Origin of the sequence: Phenylobacterium haematophilum, from assembly GCF_014196295.1 — a bacterium.
GTDB lineage: Bacteria > Pseudomonadota > Alphaproteobacteria > Caulobacterales > Caulobacteraceae > Phenylobacterium > Phenylobacterium haematophilum.
Window position 1 is genome coordinate 36,028 of the sequence record NZ_JACIDK010000004.1, and the last position, 24,826, is coordinate 60,853.

General features: G+C 69.3%; 25 protein-coding genes. 8 read left to right on the forward strand and 17 right to left on the reverse strand.

What is annotated here, in order from left to right:
* Positions 1 to 7: 7 nt before the first annotated feature.
* From GGQ61_RS14285 to GGQ61_RS14305, 5 genes are all read right to left on the reverse strand, one after another.
* Positions 8 to 364 carry a c-type cytochrome gene (locus GGQ61_RS14285; RefSeq protein ID WP_183773937.1) on the reverse strand — a complete coding sequence of 119 codons (357 nt, stop codon included), beginning with the start codon at positions 362 to 364 and terminating at the stop codon, positions 8 to 10.
* Between the two features lie 18 nt (positions 365 to 382).
* Positions 383 to 1,438: a sugar phosphate isomerase/epimerase family protein gene (locus GGQ61_RS14290; protein ID WP_183773940.1), complete on the reverse strand. Its 1,056-nt coding sequence runs from the start codon at positions 1,436 to 1,438 to the stop codon at positions 383 to 385.
* On the reverse strand, positions 1,435 to 2,580 hold the full coding sequence (locus GGQ61_RS14295; protein ID WP_183773943.1) for a Gfo/Idh/MocA family protein: 1,146 nt from the start codon (positions 2,578 to 2,580) through the stop codon (positions 1,435 to 1,437). Before GGQ61_RS14295 ends, GGQ61_RS14290 begins: the two co-directional genes overlap by 4 nt.
* On the reverse strand, positions 2,580 to 3,488 hold the full coding sequence (locus GGQ61_RS14300; protein WP_246370929.1) for a sugar phosphate isomerase/epimerase family protein: 909 nt from the start codon (positions 3,486 to 3,488) through the stop codon (positions 2,580 to 2,582). Before GGQ61_RS14300 ends, GGQ61_RS14295 begins: the two co-directional genes overlap by 1 nt.
* A gap of 85 nt (positions 3,489 to 3,573) precedes the next feature.
* The gene (locus tag GGQ61_RS14305) at positions 3,574 to 4,854 is read right to left on the reverse strand and encodes an MFS transporter (protein ID WP_183773949.1); all 1,281 of its coding nucleotides are present in this window, start codon (positions 4,852 to 4,854) and stop codon (positions 3,574 to 3,576) included.
* Positions 4,855 to 5,039: 185 nt separating this feature from the next.
* Between GGQ61_RS14305 and GGQ61_RS14310 the strand changes: the two genes are divergently transcribed.
* The gene (locus GGQ61_RS14310) at positions 5,040 to 6,047 is read left to right on the forward strand and encodes a LacI family DNA-binding transcriptional regulator (RefSeq protein ID WP_183773952.1); all 1,008 of its coding nucleotides are present in this window, start codon (positions 5,040 to 5,042) and stop codon (positions 6,045 to 6,047) included.
* 22 nt (positions 6,048 to 6,069) lie between these two features.
* Here the strand turns inward: GGQ61_RS14310 and GGQ61_RS14315 are convergent, their stop codons facing one another.
* Positions 6,070 to 6,735: a nucleotide-binding protein gene (locus tag GGQ61_RS14315; RefSeq protein WP_183773955.1), complete on the reverse strand. Its 666-nt coding sequence runs from the start codon at positions 6,733 to 6,735 to the stop codon at positions 6,070 to 6,072.
* A gap of 265 nt (positions 6,736 to 7,000) precedes the next feature.
* On the opposite strand from GGQ61_RS14315, the gene GGQ61_RS14320 reads away from it, so the two are divergent.
* Complete coding sequence (locus tag GGQ61_RS14320; protein ID WP_183773958.1) at positions 7,001 to 7,486, forward strand: 2TM domain-containing protein; 486 nt, start codon at positions 7,001 to 7,003, stop codon at positions 7,484 to 7,486.
* A 168-nt stretch (positions 7,487 to 7,654) separates the two neighbouring features.
* Positions 7,655 to 8,143, forward strand: coding sequence for a globin (locus GGQ61_RS14325; protein WP_183773961.1), 489 nt, complete (start codon positions 7,655 to 7,657; stop codon positions 8,141 to 8,143).
* A 102-nt stretch (positions 8,144 to 8,245) separates the two neighbouring features.
* Here the strand turns inward: GGQ61_RS14325 and GGQ61_RS14330 are convergent, their stop codons facing one another.
* Together GGQ61_RS14330 and GGQ61_RS14335 are read right to left on the reverse strand one after the other, a co-directional pair.
* Positions 8,246 to 9,034: an SDR family oxidoreductase gene (locus GGQ61_RS14330; protein ID WP_183773964.1), complete on the reverse strand. Its 789-nt coding sequence runs from the start codon at positions 9,032 to 9,034 to the stop codon at positions 8,246 to 8,248.
* Complete coding sequence (locus tag GGQ61_RS14335; protein WP_183773967.1) at positions 9,031 to 9,360, reverse strand: nuclear transport factor 2 family protein; 330 nt, start codon at positions 9,358 to 9,360, stop codon at positions 9,031 to 9,033. Before GGQ61_RS14335 ends, GGQ61_RS14330 begins: the two co-directional genes overlap by 4 nt.
* A 99-nt stretch (positions 9,361 to 9,459) precedes the next feature.
* On the opposite strand from GGQ61_RS14335, the gene GGQ61_RS14340 reads away from it, so the two are divergent.
* From GGQ61_RS14340 to dmeF, 3 genes are all read left to right on the forward strand, one after another.
* The gene (locus GGQ61_RS14340) at positions 9,460 to 10,440 is read left to right on the forward strand and encodes a LysR family transcriptional regulator (protein WP_246370931.1); all 981 of its coding nucleotides are present in this window, start codon (positions 9,460 to 9,462) and stop codon (positions 10,438 to 10,440) included.
* Between the two features lie 98 nt (positions 10,441 to 10,538).
* Entirely contained in the window at positions 10,539 to 10,814 is a 276-nt protein-coding gene (locus GGQ61_RS14345; RefSeq protein ID WP_183773970.1) for a metal/formaldehyde-sensitive transcriptional repressor, read from the forward strand.
* Positions 10,815 to 10,822: 8 nt separating this feature from the next.
* Positions 10,823 to 11,761, forward strand: a complete 939-nt coding sequence (gene dmeF, locus GGQ61_RS14350; RefSeq protein ID WP_183773974.1) for a CDF family Co(II)/Ni(II) efflux transporter DmeF — start codon at positions 10,823 to 10,825, stop codon at positions 11,759 to 11,761.
* Between the two features lie 64 nt (positions 11,762 to 11,825).
* Here the strand turns inward: dmeF and GGQ61_RS14355 are convergent, their stop codons facing one another.
* Entirely contained in the window at positions 11,826 to 12,605 is a 780-nt protein-coding gene (locus tag GGQ61_RS14355) for a 3-keto-disaccharide hydrolase (protein WP_183773977.1), read from the reverse strand.
* A gap of 161 nt (positions 12,606 to 12,766) precedes the next feature.
* Positions 12,767 to 13,264: a phosphate-starvation-inducible PsiE family protein gene (locus GGQ61_RS14360; protein ID WP_183773980.1), complete on the reverse strand. Its 498-nt coding sequence runs from the start codon at positions 13,262 to 13,264 to the stop codon at positions 12,767 to 12,769.
* Between the two features lie 255 nt (positions 13,265 to 13,519).
* On the opposite strand from GGQ61_RS14360, the gene GGQ61_RS14365 reads away from it, so the two are divergent.
* Positions 13,520 to 13,795 carry a hypothetical protein gene (locus tag GGQ61_RS14365; RefSeq protein ID WP_183773982.1) on the forward strand — a complete coding sequence of 92 codons (276 nt, stop codon included), beginning with the start codon at positions 13,520 to 13,522 and terminating at the stop codon, positions 13,793 to 13,795.
* Here GGQ61_RS14365 and GGQ61_RS22725 read toward each other — a convergent pair.
* The 3 genes from GGQ61_RS22725 to GGQ61_RS14380 all read right to left on the reverse strand — a co-directional run bounded on the left by GGQ61_RS22725 (position 13,792) and on the right by GGQ61_RS14380 (position 18,035).
* Positions 13,792 to 14,367: a YkvA family protein gene (locus tag GGQ61_RS22725; RefSeq protein ID WP_183773985.1), complete on the reverse strand. Its 576-nt coding sequence runs from the start codon at positions 14,365 to 14,367 to the stop codon at positions 13,792 to 13,794. The genes GGQ61_RS14365 and GGQ61_RS22725 overlap by 4 nt on opposite strands.
* 79 nt (positions 14,368 to 14,446) lie before the next feature.
* Positions 14,447 to 16,474, reverse strand: coding sequence for an amidohydrolase family protein (locus GGQ61_RS14375; protein ID WP_183773988.1), 2,028 nt, complete (start codon positions 16,472 to 16,474; stop codon positions 14,447 to 14,449).
* 91 nt (positions 16,475 to 16,565) lie between these two features.
* On the reverse strand, positions 16,566 to 18,035 hold the full coding sequence (locus tag GGQ61_RS14380) for a S10 family peptidase (protein WP_183773991.1): 1,470 nt from the start codon (positions 18,033 to 18,035) through the stop codon (positions 16,566 to 16,568).
* A 335-nt stretch (positions 18,036 to 18,370) separates the two neighbouring features.
* Between GGQ61_RS14380 and GGQ61_RS14385 the strand changes: the two genes are divergently transcribed.
* Positions 18,371 to 19,858 carry a S10 family serine carboxypeptidase-like protein gene (locus tag GGQ61_RS14385; protein ID WP_183773994.1) on the forward strand — a complete coding sequence of 496 codons (1,488 nt, stop codon included), beginning with the start codon at positions 18,371 to 18,373 and terminating at the stop codon, positions 19,856 to 19,858.
* Between the two features lie 15 nt (positions 19,859 to 19,873).
* On the opposite strand, the gene GGQ61_RS14390 is transcribed toward GGQ61_RS14385, so the two are convergent.
* From GGQ61_RS14390 to GGQ61_RS14405, 4 genes are read right to left on the reverse strand one after another with little or no spacing between them, the layout of a single operon-like run.
* Complete coding sequence (locus tag GGQ61_RS14390; protein ID WP_183773997.1) at positions 19,874 to 21,562, reverse strand: M61 family metallopeptidase; 1,689 nt, start codon at positions 21,560 to 21,562, stop codon at positions 19,874 to 19,876.
* Entirely contained in the window at positions 21,562 to 22,512 is a 951-nt protein-coding gene (locus GGQ61_RS14395; protein WP_183774000.1) for an ornithine cyclodeaminase family protein, read from the reverse strand. Before GGQ61_RS14395 ends, GGQ61_RS14390 begins: the two co-directional genes overlap by 1 nt.
* Positions 22,512 to 23,819, reverse strand: coding sequence for an APC family permease (locus GGQ61_RS14400; protein ID WP_183774004.1), 1,308 nt, complete (start codon positions 23,817 to 23,819; stop codon positions 22,512 to 22,514). The genes GGQ61_RS14395 and GGQ61_RS14400 overlap by 1 nt, the downstream gene beginning before the upstream one ends.
* Complete coding sequence (locus GGQ61_RS14405; protein WP_183774006.1) at positions 23,816 to 24,793, reverse strand: ornithine cyclodeaminase family protein; 978 nt, start codon at positions 24,791 to 24,793, stop codon at positions 23,816 to 23,818. The genes GGQ61_RS14400 and GGQ61_RS14405 overlap by 4 nt, the downstream gene beginning before the upstream one ends.
* Between the last annotated feature and the right edge of the window lie 33 nt (positions 24,794 to 24,826).

Sequence of the window (24,826 nt, forward strand, 5' to 3'; positions counted from 1 at the left end):
CGCCGACCTAGTTCTTCATCGTCCCCAGATACTGCACCAGCGCCGCGCGCTGCTCGGCGTCGGGCGCGCCGACCAGCATCTTGGTGCCCGGCACGCTCTTGGCCGGCGCCTTCAGGTAGGTGTCGAGGGTGGCCGCGTCCCAGACCAGCTTCGAGCCCTTCATCGCGCTGCTGTAGGCGTAGCCCGGCAGCGTCCCGGCCTTGCGCCCGATGACGCCCGCCAGCGGCGGCCCCATCTTGCCGGGGGCCGGCGCAATCGAGTGGCAGACCGCGCAGCGCTGCTTGAACACCGCCTCGCCCGAGGGCGCGGCCGACGCCGAGCCGGCCGCCGCCAGGCTCGCGGCCAGGATGATCGCGAACTTCATACTGAGAAACTCCAGGCTTTAGAGGCCGAGCAGCCGCCGGTTGCGGCCGGCGTCCGGCGCGCTGCCGACGAAGTCGTCGAAGGCGTGCTCGGTGACGCGGATGATGTGGTCGCGGATGAACTGGGCGCCCTCGCGCGCGCCGTCCTCGGGATGCTTCAGAGCGCACTCCCACTCCAGCACCGCCCAGCCGTCGTAGTCGTACTGCGCCATCTTCGAGAAGATCGCCCTGAAGTCGACCTGGCCGTCGCCGAGCGAGCGGAACCGGCCCGGCCGCTCGACCCAGCCCTGGTAGCCGCCATAGACGCCCGAACGCGCATCCGGCCGAAACTCGGCGTCCTTCACGTGGAAGGCGCGGATGCGCTCATGATAGCGGTCGATGTAGCCGAGATAGTCCAGCTGCTGCAGGATCAGGTGGCTCGGGTCGTAGAGGATGTTGGCCCGCTTGTGCCCGCCGACCTCGTCCAGGAACCGCTCGAAGGTCGCCCCGTCGTGCAGGTCCTCCCCCGGATGGATCTCGTAGCAGACGTCGACGCCCTGCTCCTCGAAGGCGTCGAGGATCGGCCGCCAGCGGCGGCCCAGCTCGGCGAAGGCTTCCTCCACCAGGCCCGCCGGCCGCTGCGGCCACGGATAGAAATACGGCCAGGCCAGCGCGCCCGAGAACGTCGCATGCGCCTTCAGCCCCAGCCGCCGGCTGGCGACCGCGCCGGCCTTCACCTGCTCGACCGCCCAGGCCTGGCGCTCGGCCGGCTTGCCGCGCAGCTCCAGCGGCGCAAAGCCGTCGAACAGCTCGTCATAGGCCGGATGCACGGCGACCAGCTGGCCCTGTAGGTGGGTCGAGAGCTCGGTGATCACCAGGCCGTGCTCGGCCAGCACCCCTGCGACCTCGTCGCAATAGGTCTGGCTCTCGGCGGCGCGCGCCAGGTCGAAGAACGAGTCCGCTCCGCCGGTCGGCATCTGCACGCCGACATAGCCCATCGAGGCGACCCACTTGGCCATCGTCTCCAGCTTGTCGAACGGCGGCTCGGCGCCGATGAACTGGGCCAGGAAGATCCCGGGGCCTTTGAGCGTCTTCATGCTGCGCCTCCTAGCGCCACCCAGCCCTCGCCCGCGGCGCTGGCGCTGACCGCGCGCTCGACGAAGGCCATGCTGCGCACGCCCTCGGCGATGTCGGGGACCAGGCCCGCATCGGCGCGGCCCGCGGCCGCCGCCTCGGCGAAGTCTCGGTAGATGTTGGCGAAGGCCTCGATGAAGCCCTCGGGGTGGCCGGTCGGAATGCGCGAGCCGGCCCGCGCGACCGGGCTCAGGTAGCCCGAGGCCGCGTGCAGGATCTGGGTCGGGCCGTCCAGCCAGTCGACGACAAGCTCGGTATGGCGCTCGTGCGACCAGGTCAGGCCGCCCTTCTCGCCATAGACCTTGATGGTCAGGCCGTTGCGGGCCCCGGCCGAGATCTGCGAGGCGATCAGCACGCCGCGCGCGCCGCCGGAAAAGCGCAGCAGCACGTTGCAGTCGTCGTCCAGCGTGCGGCCCGGCACCACGGCGGCGAGGTCGGCGCACAGCCGCTCGACCCGCACGCCGCTCACGAACTCGGCGATATTGAACGCGTGCACGCCGATGTCGCCGATGGCCCCGCCGATCCCGGCCTGGGCCGGATCGGCCCGCCAGCCGGCCTGCTTGTCGCCATCGCGCTCGATCGGCCGCGACAGCCAGCCTTGCGAGTACTCGACGATCACCTTGCGCACCGCGCCCAGGTCGCCGCGGGCGATGATCTCGCGCGCCTCGCGGACCATCGGATAGCCGGTGTAGACGAAGGTCAGGCCATAGAGCTTGCCCGCCGCCGCCACCACCCCGGCCAGGTCCTGCGCCTGCGCCAGGTTCAAGGTCGCCGGCTTGTCGCTGATCACGTGCATCCCGGCCTGCAGCGCCGCGGCCGCGACCTCGAAGTGCAGGTGGTTGGGCGTCACCACCGCCACCAGCTGCGCCCCGTCCGTCCGCGCCGCTTCCGCCGCCAGCATCTGGCGATAGTCGCCATAGGCCCGGTCGCCCGCCACGCCCCAGGCCTGGGCGGCCTGGGCGTTCTTCTGCGCATCGCGGCTGAACGCGCCCGCGACCAGTTCGATGGCGCCGTCCAACTCCGCCGCCATCCGATGCACCGGCCCGATGAACGAGCCAGGTCCGCCGCCGACCATGGCCAGCCGCAGGGGAACTCCACGCGTCATCAGGCGGCCACGCTCGCCAGGTAGTCGTGGCTGATCTTCGTGGCCTCGATGCGCGGACGCGCGAACGGCGGCTCCTGCTCGACGAAGAACCCGCGCACGCCGGACTCGTAGGCCGCCGGCAGCAGCTTCTTCCAGTCGATCATGCCGCTGCCGACCTCGGTCGGATCCTGCTTCAGCACGAAGTTCGACGTGGTGGTCGGCTTGATGTCCTTCACGTGCATCAGGGTGAAGCGGCCCTTGTGCTCCTTGAGCAGCGCGAACGGGTCATGCCCAGCGGCGGTCACCCAGCCGGCGTCCATCTCGAAGGTCACCAGCGACGGGTCGGTCTCCTTCAGCAGGACGTCCATGCCCGTCGTGCCGTCGATCGGGGCGAACTCGTTGTTGTGGTTGTGATAGCCGACAGTGATGCCGGCGCTCTTCAGGGCCCGGCCCTTCTGGTTCAGGAAGTCGGCGTTCCACTTCCAGTCGTCCAGAGTCATCTGCCCGGCCATCCGGCTCAGGAACGCCGGACCGTCCTCGCCCAGGTTCGGCTTCAGCTCGAAGCGGTCGGGAATGTAGAACAGCGGCATCACCGCCGACTTCACGCCCAGCACGTTGAGGTCGTCGGCCAGCTTGGAAAGATCGCCGCTGAAGCTCTGCGAGCCCATCGCCCGGCCCTGGATGTGGGCGCTGGTGCAGGTCAGGCCCGCGCGGTCCATCGCCGCCTTCATTTCCGGGGCGGTCTTGCCCAGCAGGCCGGCCAGCTCGATGTTGCGGTAGCCGATCTTGGCGACCTGGGCGAGCGTGCCGTCGAGGTCCTTGGCTGCGTCCGAGCCCAGCGTATAGAGCTGCAGCCCGATCGGCAGGCCGTGGCGCTGGAAGAACAACTTACCGCCCGCCGCATTGGCGTTCGTCGCAAATCCCGTCATGGCCGCTCCCATTCCTGCCAATCCCGCCAGCACACTGCGCCGCTGAAATCCTGGTGTCATCTCGGGTCTCCTTCTCGCGCAGCCGTCAGTGCGGCGCGGCGACGCTGGGGGTCAGGGGCTGGTCGCTCGCCTGTTCGTCGGCCGCGACGGGGCCGCGGGTCGGCGGACGGAAGAACAGGGCCAGCAGCAGCACCGCGCCCAGCGCCAGGCCGGTCGGGACCATGAACAGGGCCGGATAGTCGACGACGGTGCGCGCCACGCCGTCGGCGCCGGCGACGCTGGTCGTCAGGCGTCCCATCAGCGCCGGGAACAGGAAGCTCGCCACCACATTGCCGACCCCGAGGATCAGCAGGTTGAACAGCCCCTGGGCGCTCGAGCGCACGTCCTTGGGGAACACCGCGTCGACGAAGATGTACACGGTGGCGAAGAAGAAAGCGTAGCAGATCCCGTGCAGCAGCTGCACGGCCACGATCACCGGGATGCTGTCGGCGAAGAAGGCGAACACCGCGAACCGCGCCGCATGGCCCAGGATGCCGACGATCATCGTCGCCTTCCAACCCAGCCGGATCAGCACCCGCCCCAGCAGGAACATGGTCAGGATCTCGGCCACCTGGCCCAGGCTCAGCACCACCATCGACAGGTTGCCGGCGATGCCGACGCGGTCGGTCAGGAAGGCGTCCGAGACCACGAAGTAGCCGTTGTGGATCACGGAATCGATGAAGGTGACGATGAACAGCACCAGCACGAACGGCGTGCCCAGCAGGGTCAGCGCCCGGCGCCAGGCAAGCTTGTCGATGCCGGCCGCTTCCTTGCGCGGCGGGGTGTGCGGCAGGGTCAGCGAATAGCCGGCGGCGGCGAACGAGATCAGCGCCGCGACCAGGAAGATCCAGCGCACCTGTTCGGCCGTCGCGTGCGCGCCCAGCAGGAACACGAACGGCCAGCTGACCATCACCCAGCCGACCGTGCCGCCCATCCGCACGGCCCCGAAGTCGGCCGCCGGGTCGCGCAGGTTGGCGAAGGCGATCGAGTTCGACACAGACAGGGTCGGCACATAAAGCAGGCTGTAGATCAGGTAGCAGGCGAAGAACGGCCAGAAGCTGGTCGAGAACGCCACGCCCACCAGCGCCAGGCCGCCGATCAGGTGGCTGGCGGCCAGGAAGCGCTCGGCTGAGAAATTGCGGTCGGCGAACTGGTTGGAGAAGAAGATCCCGACCAAGGCGGCCACGCCCCACGAACTGCCGACCAGCGACTGCTGCCAGGCCTCGAAGCCCAGCATGGTCATGTACGGGAACAGCTTGGGCGCCCAGGCGCCCCAGATGGCCAGCTGCAGCACCATCATCAGGAATAGCCGAACGTTCGTCGTCATCTTCCTGGCCCTCCCCGACCGGCTTCCGAGGCGGCGTCTAAAGCCCTGAATCGGCCCGCGCTCGCGCTGATGTAATCGAAATCATCCGTAACAGCCGCCCTATCGCGCGGCAACTGCATTGTGGGGCCCGGCCCCGGCGCACCTGCGCCTTGTAATGACAGGCGCTTCTCGCCAGTGTCGCGCCGATGCCTACCATTCAAGATGTCGCGCGCGACGCGGGGGTCTCCACCGCGACGGTTTCACGGGTGTTCAGCGCCCCCGACCTCGTATTGGAAGGCACCCGGCAGAAGGTCATGGAGGCGGTCGCCCGCCTCGGCTACGAGCCGAACTTCGCGGCCAAGAGCCTTCGCACCCTGCGCACCGAGAAGATCCTGGTCACCGTGCCGGACATCTCCAACCCGTTCTTCTCGCGGGTCATCCGCGGCGTCGAGGAGGCCGCGCACGCGGCCGGCTATTCGGTGCTGCTCGGCGACACCCGCCACCAGGAGGAGCGCGAGGAGCAGTACGCCACCATGCTCCGCCGCAAGGAGGCCGACGGCCTGATCTTCCTCGGCCACCGCCTGCCCGACACCCTGGTCGACATGGTCGCGGCGATGGGCCCGCGCACGCCCATAGTAAACGGCTGCGAGTTCGCGCCCGACCTCGGCGTCGCCAGCGCCCACATCGACAATACCGCCGCCGCACAGGAGGTGATGGACCACCTCTATGGCCTGGGGCACGTCCGCGTGGGGGTGATCACCGGCCCGCTGGCCAGCCCGCTGAGCGCCGACCGCCTGGCCGGCGTCCGCGCCGCCGCCGAGCGCCACGGCCAGACCGCGGCCCTCCAGGTCATCACCGGCGACTTCAGCATCGAGTCTGGCCTGCATCAGGCGGCCGCCCTGCTGGAGGGCGAGAACCGCCCGACCGCGATCTTCTGCTTCAGCGACGAGATGGCCATGGGCGCGCTGGAGGCGATCCGCCGCGCCGGTCTCATCTGCCCGCGCGACGTCTCCCTGGTCGGCTTCGACGACATCCGCTTCGCCGAGTACCTGGCCCCGCAGCTCACCACGGTCAGCCAGCCGATGGACGCCATCGGCCACGAGGTCGTGCGCCTGCTGCTCGACATCCTCAAGGGCCGCGCCACGACCCTGCAGCAGGTGACCCTGCCCCACCGCCTGGTCGTCCGGGCCAGCACCGCCCCACCGCCCCGCTAGGGCCTATGCCTGCTGCGCGCGGTCAGGCGCTGAGCCCATCCCGGGACGGCGCCGGCAGGGCGCGCAGCCTCGCGTCGACGAAGTCCCACAGCGCGGCGATCTCGCCGGCTGCGGCGCGGTCGGGCGACTCCTCGGCCGAGCGGCCCCGCTCCAGCGCCGTCTGGTAGATCGAGCGCGAGCGCAGGATCGCCGGGGCGACCTCGGCGCGCATGTAGTCCAGGCCCTTCATCGCCCGTTTGACCAGCGGCGCCTCGACATTGCCGCGCGCCACCGGGGCCTGGTTCATCACCACCACCGACGGCTTGCCGATCTTGCGCACCAGGCTCAGCGTCCGCGCCAGGCCCGACAGGTCGATCAGCGTCGGGCGCGCCACCAGCAGCGCGAAGTCGGCCAGCACCACCGCCTCGCCGACCGACTCCACCGCCCCGGCGGCGGTGTCGATGATCAGCAGGTCCTTGCCCTGCGACAGCGCCCCGAACTGCGCGGCCAGCACGTTGCGCGCGGCGGCGCTCACCACCTGCGGCCCGCCGCCTTCGCGCGTCTCCAGGATGTCCCGCGCCGAGTTCTGCGGATCGGTGTCGACCACCAGCGCCTGCCGCCCGCGCAAATGCGCCGCCAGCGCCAGGTGCGTCGCCACCGTGGTCTTGCCCGAGCCCCCCTTCAGGGCGATGACCGCCAACGTCTTCAAACTCACCTCGCGCGAACCGATCCCCGGCGGTTCTGGCCCCCAATTTGGGCGCCGCCGCGGCGGGCGAAGCGCCGCCCGCATGGCTCAAGGTCTGACCCGCTGCAGCAGCCTTGTCCAGGGTCGCGACAAGTTGGCGCGGCGGCCCGCTCGGCCTAGTCTGTCGGGGTTATGTCGCCCTGTTGGCGGGCGGCTGGCGGGTTGCTGACGTGGAGCCGACAGGCCTTGATCCTTCACGGTCGGGGCGATCTCCGACGAGGACTTGGACATGCTGATCCAGAAGCTGCGACTGCAAAGAGGCTGGTCCCAGGAACAGCTCGCAGAAGTATCGGGCCTCAGCGTCCGCACGGTTCAACGGCTCGAGCGCGGCCAGCCCGGCAGCCTCGAGACGATGAACGCCCTCGCGGCGGTCTTCGAAACAGACCTCGACCGCTTGAAGGAGCCGTCCATGGACGCCACCCGCCCCGACAACGTCAGGCCGGACGACGTCAGGCCCGACGAAGCCCTGGCCCTCGCCCACGTGCGCAAGGTCAAGGGCTTCTATGTCCACCTGACCCAGTACCTGATTGTCATTCCGATCCTCGCCCTCATCAACCTGATGAGCTACGCGCACTATCTGTGGTTCGTCTGGCCGGCGCTCGGCTGGGGCCTCGGCCTCCTGGCTCACGGCGCCAGCGTGTTCAACTTCGTCCCGTTCCTCGACGGCGCGTGGGAACGGCGCCAGGTCGAGAAGCACCTCGGCCGCAAGCTCTAGGCCGCCAATCCTAGGCGGGCAGTTGCGCGGCGGCGCGGGCCAGCAGCCCCACGCCGCTGCGAGGCCCCTATGCGGTTATGTCTCGAATTCCAACATCTGCCGTTTCCAGCGCCCGCCCGCCGGTCTAGGCTCCCGTCCAAGGTCCTTAGAGACCCATGGGAGAAGCAGATGTCGACAGCCCCCGCCTTCGCGCGCGCCGCGGAAATCGAGGCCAGCCTGGAACAGCTGGCCGAACTCTGCGAGGACCCGACCCCCATCGTCTACAAGCGCCTCTTTGAGCTCCAGCCGCAGATGGAGCCCTACTTCTGGCGCGACACCACCGACGCCATCAAGGGCGAGATGCTCTCGCGCACCTTCGCCGCCATCCTCGATTTCATCGGCGAGCGCCGCTACGCCGACCACATGATCGAGACCGAGATCATCACCCACGAGGGCTATGACGTCCCGCGCGAGGTGTTCGCGACCTTCTTCGCGGTCGTCCGCGACGCGGTGCGCGAGGTCCTCGGCCCGGCGTTCACCCCGCAGCTCGCGCAGGCCTGGGACGCCCTGCTCGCCGAGATCGACGTCTACGTCCAGGCCACCCCGCGCCACGACGTGGTCAGCGCCTACCACGCCCCCCGCGTCACCGCCTTCCAGCGCGGCGAACCGCTCGGCTAGCCGGCCCACGGCGCGGTCGTCGCGCCCGGCGATCGATCAACCACGGCATCCGTAAAGCGCGTCTGCCCTCAATAGAGAGCCGAGCCGGGCACGCTCATGGATTCAGACGGTGGGAACTGTTCCACCGTCGATGACAAACTCAGCGCCATGGATCGCGGCGGCGCGATCCGAAGCCAGGTAGGCGATTAGGTCGGCCACCTCGCAGGGTTCGGCGCCACGGCCGATGGCGATGCCCCCCAGACCGTCGAGAACAGCCTGCCGCGCCTCCTCGATGGTGCCGCCGTTGGCGGCCTGCAGACGTTTCAGAAAGTCGGCGGTCGCTTCGGTCATAATCCAGCCGGGGGAGACGACGTTGACCCGTACGCCCTTCGGCCCGAGCTCCTTGGAGATCGACTTGCTGTAAGTCCTGAGCGCGGCCTTGGCGGCGGCGTAGGCCGTGGTCGATTCCGGCAGCGGCAGGACCGACTGGATGGAGGCGACATGCACCACGGCGCCGGCGCCGCGCTCGATCATCTGCGGGATCAGAAGCCGATCCAGACGAACCGTGGCCAGAAGATTCAGGTTCAGTTCGGCCAGCCAGTGATCGTCTGTCAGGGCTGAGAAGCCGCCGCCCGGCGTCGTCGAGCCGCCGATGACGTGAGCCAGGATGTCGACGCCGCCCAGGCGTTCCAGCGCCGCCTTCGCGAAGGCTTCCCCGCCCTCAGCCGTCGTTAGGTCCGCCTGGACGAATTCGACGCCGTCGATGGGCTCCAAGTTTGCGCGGGCGGAAGTGATCACCCGAGCCCCGCCAGCCAGGAACCGATCGACGGTGGCGCGGCCGAGACCCTTCGTGCCGCCGCTGATGAGCACCCGCTTGCCGGCGAACTCGGTTGGGTCAGACTTGCCGGTCATGCCGTGATCTCCAGCGCCTTGATGGCGTCGCCTTCGAGAGTGAAGCGGTAGGTGAAGCGGATAGGGCTTCCCGGAAAGTCGCCATGGGCGGGGCCTTCGACGACGACCTGAACGCCGTCCTGGCGCGCGGCGTCCGGTGCGAAGATCGCCTTTACGGGAACGACCGCCTCTTCGAGCAGACGGCGGATTTCAGCGTGGCCCCTGAAGACCGCGCCGTTGTCGCGGAGGACGGCGTCCGCCGCGAATGGCTGGAGCATGCCGTCGACATCGAGCTGAGCGTTGGCCTTCACATAGGCGGCGATCGGAGGTGGAAGTTCGAGCGGCATCTGTCCTGTCCTGTTTGCGGCGCTGGCCGCCGTGGGCGGCGGCGGGTGCGATTGCCAGCCAAGTTAGGCGTGGACAGGTCGCCGCATAATCGGGACAAATTGGAACGACTCATCACGGAAAACGGGACAATGGTTCAACATGCCCTGACCGAGCTGGACGCCGTTCTCATGGTCGCCCGGCGGGGAAAATTCCGTGCAGCGGCGGTCGAGCTCGGGGTCTCGACCACGGCCCTGAGCAACGCGGTCGGAAAGCTGGAGCGCGCGCTCGGCGTGCGACTTTTCAACCGCACGACGCGAAGCGTGTCCCTTACCGAGGCCGGTCAGCGGTTCATCGAGCAGGTCGCTCCCGCCGTTCGCGACATTCATGAGGCGATGGAGGCGGCTCGCTCTCAGCAGGCCACCCCGTCGGGCACGCTGCGCATCAACGCCTTTCCCACGGCGGCGCGGGAGATCTTTTCCTCGCTCGTCCTGCCGTTCCAGCGCCTGCACCCCCAGGTCCACATCGACATCGTCACGGAGGGGCGTCTTGTCGACATCGTGGCTGGCGGCTTCGATCTTGGCGTGCGCAGCGAAGATCTGGTGCCTGTCGACATGATCGCCCTGCCGCTGGGCGGCCCCCGGCGCAATGTGGTGGTCGGCGCGCCGAGTTATCTGGAGTCGCGCGGGACGCCGAAGATCCCGCAGGACCTCGCCGCGCATACCTGCCTCCGCGTGCGGCTTCCCAATGGCGCGATCTACCGCTGGCCGTTCGAGAAGGATGGGCAGTCGATCCATGTCGACGTGGAAGGCGGCCTTACCCTCGATGAAGCGGGCCTTGCTCGCACCGCGGCGCTGGCGTCCGTTGGTCTCACTCTGGCGATGGAGTCCGACGTGCGGGACGACATCGACGCGGGCCGTCTTGTCCGTGTGCTGGAGGACTGGACGCCTACGCTGCCGCCTTTGAGCCTGTATTATCCTAGCCGGCGCAACCCGACCGCCGCGTTCAAGGCGTTCATCGACTTCGCGCGTCGCCATGGCGGGCCCTCGGTCGCCGACGACGATGGGTTAGATGCAGCAAGCCGGCCCTCGCTCGCACGATAAACGGCGCCAGGCCTGCGACGCCCTTTGACGCCGGCCAGCCACGCCGCCGATCCTCAGCCGCTTGTCAGGACGCCTAATATACCATAGGGGGGTATCCTATGGCCCACCTCTCCTCCCAGAATGACGCGCTGCTCAAGCGCGTCCGCCGCATCGCCGGCCAGGTCGAGGCGATCGAGCGTTCGATCGCCGGCCACGCCGCCTGCGCCGACACCCTGCACCTGGTCGCCGCTACTCGCGGCGCGATCAACGGCCTGCTGGACGAGGTGGTCGAAGCCCACCTGCGCGAGCACGTCGCCGCGCCCGGTCTCGACGACGCGGCGCGCGCCCAGGCCGCCGAGGAAGTCATCGAAGCCATCCGCCGCTATTCGAAGTGAACCGCCCCATGACGACGTCCGCCGACCTCGAAGACCTCGCCCACGACCATGTGTTCCTCGGCGCGGCGCATGACGACCACGCCCGCCGCACGCTCTGGGTCGTGGGCCTCACCGCCGTGATGATGGTCGCCGAGATCATCGCCGGCTACTGGACCGGTTCGATGGCGCTGCTGGCCGACGGCTTCCACATGGCCACCCACGCCGGCGCGCTCGGCGTCGCCGCCGCGGCCTACGCCTACGCCCGCAAGCACGCGCGCAGCGACAGGTTCAGCTTCGGCACCGGCAAGGTCGGCGACCTGGCCGGCTTCGCCTCGGCGCTGGTGCTGGGCATGGTCGCCATCGGCATCGGGGTCGAGTCCGTCAAGCGGCTGCTCGAGCCGACCACCGTCGCCTTCGGCGAAGCCACCATCGTCGCCGTCGTCGGCCTGGCGGTGAACCTGGTCAGCGCCCTGCTGCTGGGCGCCGGTCACGATCACCACGCCCATGACCATCACGGCCATGACCATCACCACGACCACAGCCACCACGGCGTCCACGACAGCGGCGACAACAACCTGCGCTCGGCCTACATGCATGTGCTCGCCGACGCCCTGACCTCGGTGCTGGCGATCGTCGCGCTGCTGGCCGGGCGGCTACTCGGCTGGGTGTGGCTCGATCCGGTCATGGGCATTGTCGGCGCCCTGGTGATCGGCCGCTGGTCCTGGACCCTGATGCGCGACACCGCCGGCGTGCTGCTCGACGCCACCGACGCGCACGTCGCCGCCGAGGTCCGCGAGCTGCTGGAAGGTCCCGGCGACGCGCGCATCTGCGATCTGCATGTCTGGCGCGTCGGGCCCCAGGCGCACGCGGCCATCGTCAGCGTGGTCGGCGGCCTCGACGCCGCCGAGGTCCGCCGCCGCCTGATCCCGGTCCACGAATTGGCGCACCTCACCGTCGAGACGCGCTAGAAGTCCCGGCCGTCCATCCGCACGTCCGCTTGCTCAACGTCGTCAGCACCGCCGGCGCATCGCCCTACGTCGCCGGCGCCAGCTCCCGCACCCAGATGTTGCGGAAGCTGATCGGCTCGCTCGGATCGCGGTGCGCCTGCAGCTTGATCGGCGACTTGCCGTGCGCCTTGTACTTAGGCTGGCCGATGAACACCGTCTCGCCGGTCAGCTCGACATTGTCCTGCACCAGCACCCCATTGTGCAGCAGCGTGACCCGCGCCGGCTTCACCAACGCGCCGTCCGCGCCGAACACCGGCGCGCGCCAGATGACGTCGTAGGTCTGCCACTCGCCCGGCTTGCGCATGGCGTTGGCCAGCGGCGGGCGCTGCTTGTAGATGCTGGCGGCCTGGCCGTTGACGTAGGTCGGGTTCTCGAAGGAGTCGAGAATCTGGATCTCGTAGCCGGCGTCGCCGCCGCCGGTCGAGGCGAGGAACAGCCCGCTGTTGCCGCGCGCCTGGCCCTCGCCGGTGATGGTCGCCGGAACGCGCCACTCGATGTGCAGCTGGTAATCGCCGAAGCTCTGCCTGGTCTCGATGTTGCCGGCCGCCTTGTTCACGGTCAGCACGCCGCCCTCCACCGTCCAGCCGGCCGGCGCCTTGTCCTTGACCGCCACCCATTGCGACAGGTCCGTGCCGTCGAACAGCACCAGCGCGTCGCTTGGCGCGCCGCCGACTTGCGCGCCCGGTGCGACCACCGGCGGCACAGGCGTCCAGACTTCGGTGTCCTTGGGCAACAGTTGCGCTCCGCAGGCGGTCCCCACCGACAGCGCGGCCAGCGCGGTCAGCGCCGCGAACCTTATCTTCATGGCTAGCGTCCTCCCAGCGCTGTCTTTCTTGGACCGCGCCGCCGCGCCTCGTCCAGGGCCGCCCGCGCGATGGGAGGCGTGACGCCGCCGCCGGCGCGGTTGCGCCCGCTGGTCGGCCGCTTCGTCACCGAAGGCGTCATCGTCCCCCAGGCGGCCGGCGGCTAGCCGCCGCCGTCGACGCCGTTCTTCTTGGCGTTGACCGCGCTCAGCCGCACGAGCGCGTAGCTGATCGCCAGGGCCAGGACCAGCGCGGCCGCGCCGACCAGCGTAGTCCATGGCGCGTGCTCCAGGTCGATCAGCATCACGTGCCGCACGACCGCGATCATCGCCACCACCACGATAATCTCGACCTGGACGTGGAAGCCGGTGAAGAAGCTCGTCAGGCTCTTGAGCAGCTCCAGCCCCAGCATGAGCAGCAGCACGCCGGCGAACACGTGCTCGACCGCCGACTGCACCTCGCCCAGCGTGTCTATCGACCCCAGCGATCCGACCACCCGCTCGGTGAAAAGCGCATAGAGCAGCCAGGTCGCGACCAGGATCGACGCCACTACCAGCAGTTCGGCCGCCAGGATGACGATCGCCTGGCACAGGTGCACGACGCGCTCGCTGACCGCCCACAGGCCATGCAGCCGTCTTTCATCCTTCGAGCCGACGCCCATGCGAGCAATCCGTAACTGGCGGCTGCGCCCTCTTGCCCGGTCAGCTAAGCATCGCCGCCCCTAGGTCCGGCATCGGGTCGAACCCTCAGGCCAGGCCATGACATTGCGCAGCGCCGCCGTCAGAGCTTGCGGCAGGCGCCCGTACGGAAGCGCAGCCTGATCTCCTACGGCCGGCCTCGCCGACGTCGCCGGAAACGCGCCTTTGCGCCTGCCGGATCCGGGTCTAGACTTGCCGCCAGCCTAGGAAAAGAAGCCATGAGTGACGCTGTCGGCCCTGGCGATCTCGTTCTCTGCGTCAACGCCGCCCCCAACCATGTCACCGGACGCCCCGTGCCCCTCCAGGCCGGCGAGACCTACCGCGTGTTCGGGGTCATGGAGTTCGCCTGCCCCTGCGGCCGCTCCGACGCCCTGCTCGACGTCGGCATCGACTACGCCTGGTGCCAGACTCGCTTTCGCCTGCTCCCCAAGCCGAAAGCCCAGGCCAAGACCCGCAAGGTCTCCGCGCCGAAGGAGACGGAAGTGGTCGGTTAGCCGCGCATCGCCTGCACCGCACAGAGCCCCGCGAGCGCCGCAGCGCCGATCCACACCGCCGCTATGATCGCCGCCGCCGCTAGGCTCCTCGGGCGATCGAGCCGCTGCAAGGCCTGGGCCCGGAACTCCGCCATCAGGGCGCCCGGGATAAGGCGGATCACCAGCGCGATGCCCGCCGGAACGATCAGCAGGTCGTCCAGATAGCCGAGCACGGGCACGAAATCGGGGATCAGGTCGATCGGGCTCAGCGCATAGGCCGCAACCGCGCCGGCGAGCAGCTTGGCCGCCAGCGGCGTGCGTCCGTCACGCGCCGCCAGCCACAGCGCGACCACGTCCCGCCCCACCGCCCCCTGCGCGATCCAGAAGCGCCCCTGATTATAGAACACCAGGAGCGCCCAATTGTGAGCTGGATCCCGCCAGAGCGGCTGATCGAAGGCGACGAAGTCCGCGCCCTCGTCCGTGACCGGCTTGCGCTGCTTCTTCAGCAGTCGCTTCACGCGCCGAAGCGCCGCCTCGTTCGAGGGGCCGCCGTCCAGAGCGACCGACCCGCGCAGATGCCAGAGGAACGTCATCAACTAGCTTGAGTATGGCGTCTCGCACCGGCAGGCAACGCGCGAACCGCCCTTCTCCCGCAAGGGGAGGAGGAAGCCCCTACTTCACCACGCTCACTGGCGGCGGGGCGCTGAACGGCTTGACGTTCAGGTGCTCGTAGATCTCGGCCGGGTAGTAGGCGACGCCGCCGCGCATGGTCATGCGGATCTTGCGCACGTTGCTGATGTCGGCGGTGGGATCGCCCTCGACCAGGAAGAAGTCGGCCAGCTTGCCGCGCTCGATCGAGCCCAGCTGGTGGTCGCGGCCGAAGTACTTTTCGCTGTCCAGCGTCGCCAGCCGCAGCGCCTTGCCCGGCGAGATGCCGGCCTGCACATAGATCTCCAGTTCGCGCAGCAGCGAGAAGCCGGTGCCGTCGTCGGTGCCCGGCAGCAGCTGGACGCCGCGGTCGTCGAGCAGCTTCAGGGTCTCCAGCACCTTGGCGTAGCCCGCGTGATAGTCGGCGTCCTGCTGCGGATCGGCGATGGTGACGAAATTGCGCTTGCGGTAGCGCTGATAGCCGACCGGCACGTGGTCGATATAGGGCGCGTCGCCCGCCTGCACCTGGCCCGAGCGCGACAGCATCAGCCGCTCGAGGATCATCGCCGTGGTGTCCAGCGCCACGCCCTTTTCCTTCATCAGGGCGATCGTCGCCTGCACGTTCGGGCCGTTCAGGTCGAGATCCTTGGCCCGCGCCATGCCGGTCAGCCGCAGCGGCGTGCGGGTGTCTTCCTTCGGATCGAGGATCCAGCCCAGCATCAGCTGGTTGATGTGGGCGATGTCGTTGTAGCCGTCCCTGATCACCCGGTCGGGCGACGAGAAGGCCGGCACGTGGCCGGTCACGCCCATGCCCAGGCGGTGCGCCTCGGCGGCGATCGGGGCTACCCAGTCGGGGTTCATCGAGTTGTAGATCTTGATCTGCCAGTAGCCGTGGTCGGCGTACCAGCGCACGTCCTTCAGCGCCCCTTCCAGGCTGTCGGCGATGAAGCCGTGACGGGCCGAATAGGGGCTGCGGCCTTCGAGGAAGCCGTTTCGGACGATGCGCGGGCCGGCCAGCTTGCCGGTCTCCAGCCCGTCGATCCAGCCCAGCAGTTCCTCGTTGTAGTTGCCCTGGTCGCGGACCGCGGTGACCCCCGCCGCGAGGTTGAACAGGTTCGACTGCAGAGTGGTGTGCGAGTGCATGTCGTGCAGGCCGGGCACCAGCGTGCCGCCCTGCCCGTCGATCACCGTCTCCCCCTTCGGGACCGGACGGCTCGCGTCTTCCGGCTCGACGCTGGTGATCTGGTCCTTGAACACCGTCACGGTCGAAAGCCCGCCGACCTTCATGGTCTTGGGATCGAACACCTTGACGTTGCGGATCCGCACCGGGGTCTCGAAGCGGTGCGCCAGCTTGGCCTGGGCCTCGACGGCCGCCTGCAGGTCGACCTCGCGGCTGACCTTCTGCAGCTGCGGGATATTGGCCTCGGCCCCCTCGCGGATCAGGCCGCCATCGAGCGTCCCGTAGAGCTCGCCCTTCTTGTCGATCAGCACATAGCTCGGCGATAGGTCGATGCCCGACAGCTCATAGACCGTGACCGGAACCGCGGCCTTCCCCTCGCCCAGGGTCAGCTTGCGCACCTCCTTCAGCCGCATCTCGCCCGACGGCGCCAGCGGCAGGGTCTTGGTCGGCGACTTCAACAGCGCCTTCACATAGACGCCCAGCATCCACGGGCTGGCGTCGTTGGCGGCGTAGAGGATCGGCTTGGCCGCGGCGATCTGCCCCTTGTCGGCCTGGCTGGTCCATTCGGCCTGGCCCGCGCTCCAGGCGAAGCGCTCCTGCACCGGGCTGCCGAACAGCGACGAGCCGTCGATCGACCAGTTCACCGGCACGCCCGAGGCGTCCAGCTCGATCGCCTCCTTGGCCTTCGGACCGCGGCCGTTGTTGCTGACCGCATAGTCCACCGCGACCTTGCGGCCCTGCACGTCGGCGGTCAGGTGGCCGACCTTCTCGCCGTTGGCGATGACCACGAAGTTCTGCACCTCCGCAGCGGCCGGACCGGCGAGACCGGCGGCCAGCGCCAGGGCGAGAAACGAAACGCGAGTGGGGAGCATCGACTGAACGGTCCTTGAAGTCGTCCTTCTCCCCTTGCGGGAGAAGGTGGCAGGCGAAGCCTGACGGATGAGGGGTGTTGGGCGAGCCAGCCTATGGCCGGACGAACTTGCGCACGGCCGCGCTCAGCGCCGCGTGGTTGCCGGGGTCGGTGAACACCGAGTGGCCGCCGTCGAAATAGGCCGCGGTCAGCCGCTCGCCCGGCACGCCGGCCTGGTCGAGGGCGTAGCGCGCGCCATAGGGCGGCGTGGTGACGTCGAAATAGCCGGCGGCCCAGAACAGCCGCATCTTCGGGCTGGCCTGCATCGCCTTGCCGAGCAGGCCGTTGACGTCGGCCATGCCCTGGTGGTCCCAGGCCGAATTCACGTCGAGGTTCAGCGAATTGTAGGTCTCGGCGGTGCGGAACTTCAGGGTGTCCTTGTAGTAGGACTCCAGCGCGCTCATGCCCTTGGCGATCTTCAGCGCCCCCGTCGGCGCCGGCCCCGGCGCGCGCGGCGCGGCGTAGTTCATGCCCGGATCGTCATAGGGCGGCTGCTTGGCCGGCGCGTCGAGCCGCGCCGTCGCCCGCCCGTCCAACTGGCCGGTGCGCAGCCCCTGGTCCTTGAGCAGGTTGAATATGAAGTCCTCACGGCTCAGCCGCAGATCCTTGGCGAGGATGAACTCGGCCGGCAGCCCTATCAGCGCCGACATCTTCTCGGCCACGGCGCGCTTCTCGGCCGCCGGCAGACTCGCGCCCTTGATCAGGGCGGTGACATAGGCCGTGCGGGCGAACTCGACCGCCTCGTCGTGCACCTGCTGCACGCTTCGCCCGGCCCGGTCGACCTTGCCGTGATGCCAGGCCGTGGTCGCGAAGGTCGGCAGGGTGGTCACGAACGGCATCTCGCGCCCGGGCGGATAGCCGACCAGCGCGAACAGCAGCACCCCGTCGAGCTTGAGGTCCGCCCCGATGTCGGCGACCAGCGCCGCGCGGGTGGTGCCATAGCTCTGGCCGAGCATGTAGCGCGGCGAGGCCTCGCGGCCGTTGGCCTTCAGCCACTGGGCCATCACCGTCTTGACCGAGGCGGCGTCGCCGTCCCGGCTCCAGAACCGCTTGCCGTCGACGCCGGGCAGCGCGCGGCTGTAGCCGGTGCCGATCGGGTCGATGAACACCAGGTCGACCGCGTCGAGGATGCTGTCGGGGTTGTCGACCATCAGTTGGTTGGGGCCGTCCTCGGTGCGCTTCTTGGGCCCGAACGCCCCGAAGTGCAGCGGCGTGGTCGAGGCCCCCGGCCCGCCGTTGAACAGGAACAGCACCGGCCGCTCGGCGGCCGCGACGCCCTCGCGGACATAGGCGGTGGTCACCAGCGATCCGGTTTGCGCGCCGGCCGAGTCGGTCAGCAGGGTCTCGGCGACAATGGCCTTGTAGGCGACCTTCTGGCCGTTGAAGGTCCCGACATGCTTGGTCACGGCGACGACCGGCGCGCGGGCGGCGCTCGCGGCCGCCGGCTCGGCGTAAGCGGTTCCGCCGACGCTGATCGCGGTCAGACAGGCTCCCAAGAACATGGCCCGCAGGCTGGCGCGCATATCCGTTCCCCCGGTGATCTCGACATAGGATAGCCGTATCGCGCAGAATATCTTTTCGAACTGTCGGGCCCGGCCCCTTGGCCGCACATAGGCTAGTCAGGTTCCTGCAAGTGCGCCGAATAGCTTATGCCGCCGCGCCGATAGCTGCCGAAAGCGAAACTGGGCCTTGGATAGCTTGATTGCCGAGCGCCTCCAGGTCGCATGGACCATGCGCGGCCAACCTCGGCCGCTGCATAAAGCCCCCGCCCCGGCCGGACGCTTGCCTGAACATCGGCAAGATAATGCGACGCCCGCCGCCTAACCTGCCGGTAGACTCGCCATCGGAGCCCGTCAAAGTGCCGTTGAAGCCCGCAGCCCTCGCCCTCCTCCTCCTCTGCGCCGGCGCCCCGCAGGCCTACGCTCAGGCCGCCCCCGCCCCGGCTGCCGCCGCCGCCGCCGAGAGCTTCGTCACCCGTCACACCGGGACCTTCAACGGCCAGAAGGTGAAGTACGTCGCCACCGTCGGTGAGACGGCGCTGCGCAACGCCGCGGGCGAGCCGACGATCCGCTTCGTGACCACCTCCTATGTCCGCGAAGGCTTGAAGGACAAGGCCTCGCGGCCGGTGATCTTCCTGTTCAACGGCGGCCCCAGCTCGGCCTCGGCCTGGCTGCACATGGGCGCCTTCGGGCCGCGCCGGATCTCCCCGCCGCAGGACGTGACCGCCGAAGTTCCCAAGCCCTACAAGGTCGTGGACAACGCCTACTCGCTGCTCGACGTCGCCGATCTGGTGTTCGTCGACCCGGCCGAGACCGGCTTCACCCGCGTCCAGTCGGCCGGCAAGCGCGCCGACTTCTACCAGGTCGACGGCGACGCCAAGTCGGTTTCGGGCTTCGTCGAGGCCTGGCTCAAGGCCAACGGCCGCGAAGCCTCGCCGAAGTACGTGCTGGGCGAGAGCTACGGCACGATCCGCGCCGCGGTGATGGCCGGCCAGCTTGCCAAGACCACCCCGCTCGACGGCGTGATCCTGATGGGCCAGGCGGTAAATATGATCGAGACCAGCCAGCGTCCCGGCAACGCCGTCTCGTTCGCGACCAACATCACCGCCCTGGCCGCCGTCGCCGCCTATCACGGCCGCGCCGACACCGGCGGCAAGACCATTCCGACCTTCGTCGATGAGGCCTATGCCTTTGGAATGAATGAATATCTCCCGGCGCTCGTGAAGGGCCAGGACCTGCCGGACGCCGAGCGCCAGGCCATCGCCCGCAAGCTCCAGGCCTTCACCGGCATCGGCGCCGACTACTACCTGACCCACGACCTGATCATCTCCAAGGTCGACTTCGTCAGCGAGCTGCTCAAGGACAAGGGCCAGGTGCTGGGCATGTACGACGCCCGCTACGCCGGCCCCGCCCCCGCCCCCGGGGCGCGTCCGGCCGACCCGTTCGGCAAAGTCTCCGACATGGTCAAGCCCAGCCTCGACGCCTACATGGCCGACCAACTCAAGGTGACCTGGCCGATGGCCGAGTACCGCTCCTTCGCGCCCGACACGCTCGGCTGGGGCTGGTCGCCGACCAGCGGCATCGGCGGTCCGTTCAACGACTTTGATTATCAAGCCAATTTCGGCTTGGCGCTGAAGGCCAAGCCGACCTTCCGGCTGATGATCGGCACCGGCTACTACGACACCACGACCACCATCGGTCCGGCCCGCTATCTCAAGGCCCACGGCGCCCTGCCGGCCGACCGCGTGGTGCTGCACGACTACGAAGGCGGCCACATGGCCTATACCAACGAGGACGCGCTCAAGGCGTTCAGCAACGACGTGCGGGCGTTCGTGACGGGGCGCTAAGCGCCCCGTCCTGCGTCACCGTCCGCAGGCGGTGTCCGGCACCCCGGGCACGCGCTTCCACTGATAGATCTCGACCTCTTCGGCCCGCGGCAAGTAGCTGATCGGGAAGGACTTTCTGTCGCGGGTCACCTGCAGGGTCAGCTGCAGCTGCGGATCGCCCTGCAGGGCGTCCAGCGCCTGGCCGTAGGTCACCACGTCGCCGTCGCGCAGGCCGGCCTCGGCCGCCTCGCTGCCCGGCTGCAGGTCGCGGATCGTCTTGACGTCGCCGACCAGGGACTTGGGCTCGAAGCCCAGTTCGAAGCGGCGGACCTTGCCGGTCGTACGCGTGAAGCAGGGCCCGAAGCCGTCGGACTCCGGCAGCATCAGCCCGCCCGCCAGCATCGCCGCGTGGGTCTTGGCCCCGGCCGCGCCGAGTTCCTCGTCCAGCAGCGCCAGCCAATCGGCCTCACCCGTGGTCTGGCCGCGGCGCTCGCGCTCGACCATCTCGATCACCAGGTCGTCCACCGAGCGCTTGCCGCCCGAAGCCTTGCGGATCTGGCCGTCCAGCACCGCGAAGTACATCGCGCCCCGATCATAGGGCAGCACGCGGACGCGGGTGTCCTCCCAGAAGCGCGGGGCGATCTGGTCGTTGGGGGTGTCGTTCAGCGGGTTGGAGTAGTATCGCCGCGCCGTCTCGTTGATGTCGGCCAGATAGTCGTCTGGCGTGATCAGGCCCGCGCGCAGCGGCAGAAGCGCTTGATAGAAAACGGCGTTTCCTTCGCCGAACCACTGCCCCGGCCCGTCCACCGCCGTCCACGTGTGGATCATCTCGTGGGCCAGGGTGCCCTTCAGCGCCTCGCCCGAGCCGGTCTTGCCATAGGTGGTCAGGAACGAGTTGGTCAGCGCCGCCCCGCCCCCGGCGTTGATCGGGTTGTAGCGCAGGAACACCCGATACGGCGGCTCGCTGGGATCGCGGAAGAACTTGATCATCCAGCTGTGCAGCTGCTGGGTCCAGTCCATGACCGGCCCCGGCTCGAACGGCGGGGTCCCCAGCCAGACGGCCGAGAAGCCGCCCTTGGGGACCTGCGGATAGCGGTGCATCGGCCCGGCCATGAACACCGTCGACATCAGCCGCCCGGCCGGCCCGACGCCCAGCGAGACGTCGCCGTCGCCATAGCTCGAGGTCGCGGCCGATCCCGGCAGCTTCGACAGGTCCCAGCGCAGGCTGACGTCGTAGGGCTGCTGGCCCGCGGGGATCAGGATGAAGGTGTTGCCGACGCCCGACAGCCCGCCGCCCTCGGTGCGCAGCTGGTAGGGCGGCCCCGCCCCGCGCTTGGGCGGAGTGTTGTCGATCGGCGCGCGATAGCTGACCGTCAGGTCGCCCTTCACAGCGCGGCCCGGGATCCAGTGACGCGCATAGGCCATGGCGACCGGATCGTCCTTGAAGGTCAGCGGCACTTCGCCGGCGGCGTCGCGCGCGCGCAGGTCCTGCAGGGTCGTAGCCACGGTGGCGGTGTTGGCGATCACCACCGGCAAGGTCAGCAGCGGCTGGCCGGCGGCGGCGTCCACGCCCGAGAGCTTCAGGGTGACGTCCAGGTGGCCCTGCTCGGCGTCGGCGGCCAGCGGTCCCGGGGTCAGCGTCACCTCGAAGCGCTGCTGCGCCTGGGCCATCGTGGCGAGGCTCACTGAAGCGAGCAGCGCGGCGGCGAACAAGCCCTTACGCATCAAGCTGTCTCCGAAGTCTTGTAAAGCGCCCAGGCGCTGGCGAGGTCCTGCACCACGTGGCCAAGCGACTTGTAGATCGTCACCTGGAACGGGTTCTGGCGGCCCTCGATCTGGCCGGCGAACACCTGGCCGATCTCGCCGACCACGTGGCTCTCGTCGATCAGGCCGGCCTCCTTGGCCTTCAGATATTCCGCGCCCTGGGCCAGCACCCCGTCGCGGCTGTCGGCGATGAAGCGGGCGCGGACCACCAGCTCGTCGTCGATCTCCACAGGCCCGGCATAGCTCGAGCCCACGACGTTCACGTGCGTCCCCGGCGCCACCCAGGCGCCCTTGAGGATCGGCTCCTTCGCGGCGCTGACCGTGCAGATGATCTCAGCTTCCGCGACCGCGTCCTTGGCTTCGGCGAAGGCCGTCCCTGGGACGCCCAGCTCCTCGCCGATGCTCGCGGCGAACGCCTGCGCGCGGTCCAGCGAGCGGCCCCAGACGGTGATCTGTTCCAGCGGCCGCACCTTGGCGATCGCCCGGGCGTGGGTCGCGGCCTGCTCGCCATAGCCCAGCAGCGCCAGGCGGCGCGCCTCGGGACGGGCCAGGGCGTCGGTGGCTGCGGCGCTGGCCGCGGCGGTGCGGATCGCCGTCACCTCGCCGGCGTGGACCACGCAGGCCGGCGCGCCAGTTTCCGGATCGAACAGCACGATCAGCCCCTGGTGCGACTGGCGGCCATTGGCGAAGTTCTCGGGATAGACGCTGATCACCTTGGCCCCGAACGGCGCGTCGGCGCCCATCGCGCCAGGCATCAGGCCGAACATCCGACCCTCGGCCAGCGGGATGATCGAGCGCAGCAGCTGGCGCGTCTGGCCGGTCGAGAACGCGATCATCGCCTCGCGCACGATCGGGATAGCGAGCTCGTAGGTCAGCCGCTGGGCGACTTCCTCGCGGTCGATGATCCGCATCAGGCCGCCGCCGCCCGTTGGCGTCCCGACACCGCATAGTAGGCGACGCCGATCGCCGCCCAGACCGCCAGCGCCGCATAGGGCGTCCAGTCGGCCGAGAAGCCCAGCACCGCCACCACGAGCGAGGCCACGCAGCCGGCATAGGCCCAGCCGACCGTCGCGCCCTTGGACAGCTTGAAGCGCGCGCCATCGTAGATCTCGGGATGCTTGCGCACCACCACGGTCGCGGCGATGCAGGTCGCGGCGTACTTGAGCAGCGTCGGGATATTCACCGCCAGGAACAGGCTGGTCAGGTTCATCGGCGCCAGCAGGCCCAGGCACGTGGCGCCCAGGATCGTCGCCAGGGCGAAGTGGGGGGTGCCGTGCTTCTCGTGCACCTTGGCCAGCGCGGCCGGCAGCATGCCCTCGCGGGCCATGGCGAACAGGCTGCGCGAGAAGCCGAGGTAGAGCGAGTTGATCGACTTGGCGATGGCGATGACTGCGGCGCAGACGATCAGCGGCTTGGCGACCGGGCCCATGAACGGGGTCGCCGCGTCGAGCAGCGGGGTCTCGCTTTTGGCCAGCGCCTCGGGGCCGATGACGCCCATCGCGACCGCCCCGACCATCAGGTAGAGCACGACCGCCGTCAGGATCGACAGGCCGATGCCGAGCGGGATGGTCTTCTTGCTGTCCTTGACCTCGTCGCCGATCTCGGTCGCCGCCTCGATGCCGAAGAAGAGGCCGATCAGCAGCGGGATGGCCGCCAGCATCCCCGCCGTGCCGTTGGGCAGGAACGGCTCGAACTGCGTGGCCTGCACGTGCGGCGCGCCCCAGGCGGAAAAGACGATGAACAGCACGACCAGCGCGCCCATCAGGATCACCTGCAGCCGCGCGGCCAGCCCGACGCCGAAGTAGTTGGCCAGAAAGAAGATCACGAAGGCCGCCAGCATGGTCGGCTTGGTCGGAAGCGGGATGACCATCGAAAGGTAGCGGACCATGACCAGGGCCAGGATCAGCATCGCCCCGACGTTGGACACGATCCGCATCCAGGCGATCAGGTAGCCGACGAACGGATGCACGAACCGCCGCGACCACTCGAACGACGCGCCCGAGGTCGGCAGCGCCGAGCCCATGAAGGCGTAGGTCATGGCGATGACGAACATCGGGACGGCGGCGACGACGACCGCCAGCAGCATGCCCGGCCCGGCCAGCGCCGTCGCCGGCGCGATGACCGAGAAGATGGCGACGCCGACGGCGGTGCCGAGGCCGAGGGCGACCACTGCCCACAAGTCGACGCCCTTGTGCATGCGGGCGGTCTGATCGGTCATAGGGTCTTCCCGGTAGCGTCTTGGTAGAGCCAGGCCGCCACGGCCAGATCCTGGGCGGCGTGGCCGAGCGACTTGTAGAGGGTGATATCGTCGGGCGACGTGCGGCCCGGCCGCGCACCGGCCAGCACCTCGCCGATCTCGGCGGCGATGTGGTCGTCGCCGACCAGCCCCGCGGCCTTGGCGCGCAGGAACTCCCCGCCATGCGCCAGGACGTGTTCGCGATGGTCAACGACGAAGCGGCCGGCGGCGACGAGGTCGGCGGCGATCTCGGCCTGAGCCGGCCCGCTCGAGCCGACGACGTTGATATGGGTTCCGGTCCCGACCTGGGCCGCCGAAAGGATCGGATCGGCCGCGGCGGTCACCGTGCAGACGATGTCGGCGCCGGCCAGCGCCTCGTCCATCGGCACGGCGAGCGCCTCGATCCCGGACGTGGCGGCGATGTCTGCGGCCAGCGCCCGGGCCTGCCCCTCGGCACGGGCCCAGACACGCACCTGGCGCAGGGCGCGAACCTTGGCGATCGCCTGGGCGTGAGCCGCAGCCTGCTTGCCGGCGCCCAGCAGGGTCAGGACCGCGGCGTCCGACCGGGCCAGGGCGTCGGTCGCCACGGCGCTGGCCGCGGCGGTGCGGATGGCGGTGATCTCTCCCGCGTCGGCCAAGCAGACCGGCGCGCCGCTCTGCGGATCGAACAGCAGCACCACGCCCTCATGGGCCTTGGCGCCATCGGGACGCTTGAAGACGCTGACCAGCTTGGCCCCGAACACGCCGTCTGCGGACATCGCCGCCGGCATAATGGCGAAGGTCTTACCCTCGCCCCACGGCACGAAGCTGCGCAGCTGCTGGCGGACCCGCCCGTCGGAGAGCGCGATCATCGCCTCGCGGACGACCGCGGTCGCCGCCTCATAGCTCAGCCGGGCGCGGACGGCGGCGGCGTCCAGCACGATCAGGTCGCCGAGATCATCCTTCGCCAAGCTCATGTCCTTACGCCCCCCGAAATGCGTGACGGCGCC

Bases quoted from the DNA above. Each gene is read 5' to 3' on its own strand.
- dmeF (WP_183773974.1), top strand. From the start codon at position 10,823: ATGACGACGTCCGCCGACCTCGAAGACCTCGCCCACGACCATGTGTTC.
- GGQ61_RS14330 (WP_183773964.1), bottom strand. From the start codon at position 9,034: ATGACCGGCAAGTCTGACCCAACCGAGTTCGCCGGCAAGCGGGTGCTC.
- GGQ61_RS14345 (WP_183773970.1), top strand. From the start codon at position 10,539: ATGGCCCACCTCTCCTCCCAGAATGACGCGCTGCTCAAGCGCGTCCGC.
- GGQ61_RS14310 (WP_183773952.1), top strand. From the start codon at position 5,040: ATGCCTACCATTCAAGATGTCGCGCGCGACGCGGGGGTCTCCACCGCG.
- GGQ61_RS22725 (WP_183773985.1), bottom strand. From the start codon at position 14,367: ATGACGTTCCTCTGGCATCTGCGCGGGTCGGTCGCTCTGGACGGCGGC.
- GGQ61_RS14300 (WP_246370929.1), bottom strand. From the start codon at position 3,488: ATGACGGGATTTGCGACGAACGCCAATGCGGCGGGCGGTAAGTTGTTC.
- GGQ61_RS14305 (WP_183773949.1), bottom strand. From the start codon at position 4,854: ATGACGACGAACGTTCGGCTATTCCTGATGATGGTGCTGCAGCTGGCC.
- GGQ61_RS14390 (WP_183773997.1), bottom strand. From the start codon at position 21,562: ATGCGTAAGGGCTTGTTCGCCGCCGCGCTGCTCGCTTCAGTGAGCCTC.
- GGQ61_RS14325 (WP_183773961.1), top strand. From the start codon at position 7,655: ATGTCGACAGCCCCCGCCTTCGCGCGCGCCGCGGAAATCGAGGCCAGC.
- GGQ61_RS14290 (WP_183773940.1), bottom strand. From the start codon at position 1,438: ATGAAGACGCTCAAAGGCCCCGGGATCTTCCTGGCCCAGTTCATCGGC.
- GGQ61_RS14355 (WP_183773977.1), bottom strand. From the start codon at position 12,605: ATGAAGATAAGGTTCGCGGCGCTGACCGCGCTGGCCGCGCTGTCGGTG.
- GGQ61_RS14380 (WP_183773991.1), bottom strand. From the start codon at position 18,035: ATGCGCGCCAGCCTGCGGGCCATGTTCTTGGGAGCCTGTCTGACCGCG.
- GGQ61_RS14360 (WP_183773980.1), bottom strand. From the start codon at position 13,264: ATGGGCGTCGGCTCGAAGGATGAAAGACGGCTGCATGGCCTGTGGGCG.
- GGQ61_RS14335 (WP_183773967.1), bottom strand. From the start codon at position 9,360: ATGCCGCTCGAACTTCCACCTCCGATCGCCGCCTATGTGAAGGCCAAC.
- GGQ61_RS14400 (WP_183774004.1), bottom strand. From the start codon at position 23,819: ATGACCGATCAGACCGCCCGCATGCACAAGGGCGTCGACTTGTGGGCA.
- GGQ61_RS14295 (WP_183773943.1), bottom strand. From the start codon at position 2,580: ATGACGCGTGGAGTTCCCCTGCGGCTGGCCATGGTCGGCGGCGGACCT.
- GGQ61_RS14365 (WP_183773982.1), top strand. From the start codon at position 13,520: ATGAGTGACGCTGTCGGCCCTGGCGATCTCGTTCTCTGCGTCAACGCC.
- GGQ61_RS14395 (WP_183774000.1), bottom strand. From the start codon at position 22,512: ATGCGGATCATCGACCGCGAGGAAGTCGCCCAGCGGCTGACCTACGAG.
- GGQ61_RS14320 (WP_183773958.1), top strand. From the start codon at position 7,001: ATGCTGATCCAGAAGCTGCGACTGCAAAGAGGCTGGTCCCAGGAACAG.
- GGQ61_RS14285 (WP_183773937.1), bottom strand. From the start codon at position 364: ATGAAGTTCGCGATCATCCTGGCCGCGAGCCTGGCGGCGGCCGGCTCG.
- GGQ61_RS14405 (WP_183774006.1), bottom strand. From the start codon at position 24,793: ATGAGCTTGGCGAAGGATGATCTCGGCGACCTGATCGTGCTGGACGCC.
- GGQ61_RS14375 (WP_183773988.1), bottom strand. From the start codon at position 16,474: ATGCTCCCCACTCGCGTTTCGTTTCTCGCCCTGGCGCTGGCCGCCGGT.